This window comes from Paraburkholderia sp. J76, assembly GCF_905220295.1.
Classification (GTDB): domain Bacteria; phylum Pseudomonadota; class Gammaproteobacteria; order Burkholderiales; family Burkholderiaceae; genus Paraburkholderia.
In genome coordinates this window covers 1-815 of sequence record NZ_CAJMZJ010000046.1, presented here as the reverse complement: position 1 = coordinate 815, position 815 = coordinate 1, and the positions used below count along the sequence as shown (strand labels likewise).

Here is an 815-nt window from a genome sequence, read left to right as displayed (position 1 = left end):
GTAGCGCGTCTTCAGGCGGAAGTCGATGCGCGTCTCGTCGCATTCCACGGCGATCATCGAGAAACCCGCCATGGTCGCGGCGAGCGGCTGCGCGCCGCCCATGCCGCCCAGACCGCCGGTGAGAATCCAGCGGCCCTTCGGATTGCCGTTGAAGTGCTGGTTCGCCACCGAATAGAACGTTTCGTACGTGCCCTGCACGATGCCCTGCGAGCCGATGTAGATCCAGCTCCCCGCCGTCATCTGGCCGTACATCATGAGGCCCTTGCGGTCCAGTTCGTGGAAATGCTCCCACGTGGCCCAGTGCGGCACGAGGTTCGAGTTCGCGAGCAGCACGCGCGGGGCATCGGCATGCGTGCGGAACACGCCAACCGGCTTGCCCGACTGGATCAGCAGCGTTTCGTCCTCGTTCAGGTCCTTCAGCGACGTCAGGATCTGGTCGAAGCACTCCCAGTTGCGCGCGGCGCGGCCAATGCCGCCGTACACCACGAGCGCATGCGGATGCTCGGCGACTTCGGGGTCCAGATTATTCTGGAGCATCCGGTAGGCGGCTTCCGCCAGCCAGGTCTTGCAGACCTTCTGCGTGCCGCGCGGCGCGCGGATCGTGCGGGTCGGGTCGAGGCGGGGGTCGGTGAAGTTCGGGTGGTTCATGGCGTATTCGTCGTGGATATTATTCAGGAAGACTTTTTTCTTATTGCTCGGACTCGAACGCCAGCGGGCTGTGTGTGGCAATCGCGCCGTTTTGCACGAGGCGCGTGATCGCTTCGATGTCCGGAGCAAAATAGCGGTCGAGGTCGTAATGCGGCACCTCGGCGCGC

Annotated in this window: 1 pseudogene; it reads right to left on the bottom strand. The window is 63.9% G+C overall.

The window, feature by feature from the left end:
• Window positions 1-648 (bottom strand): annotated as a pseudogene (locus U5768_RS31835) (urocanate hydratase); the annotation flags it as partial.
• Window positions 649-815: the final 167 nt, after the last annotated feature.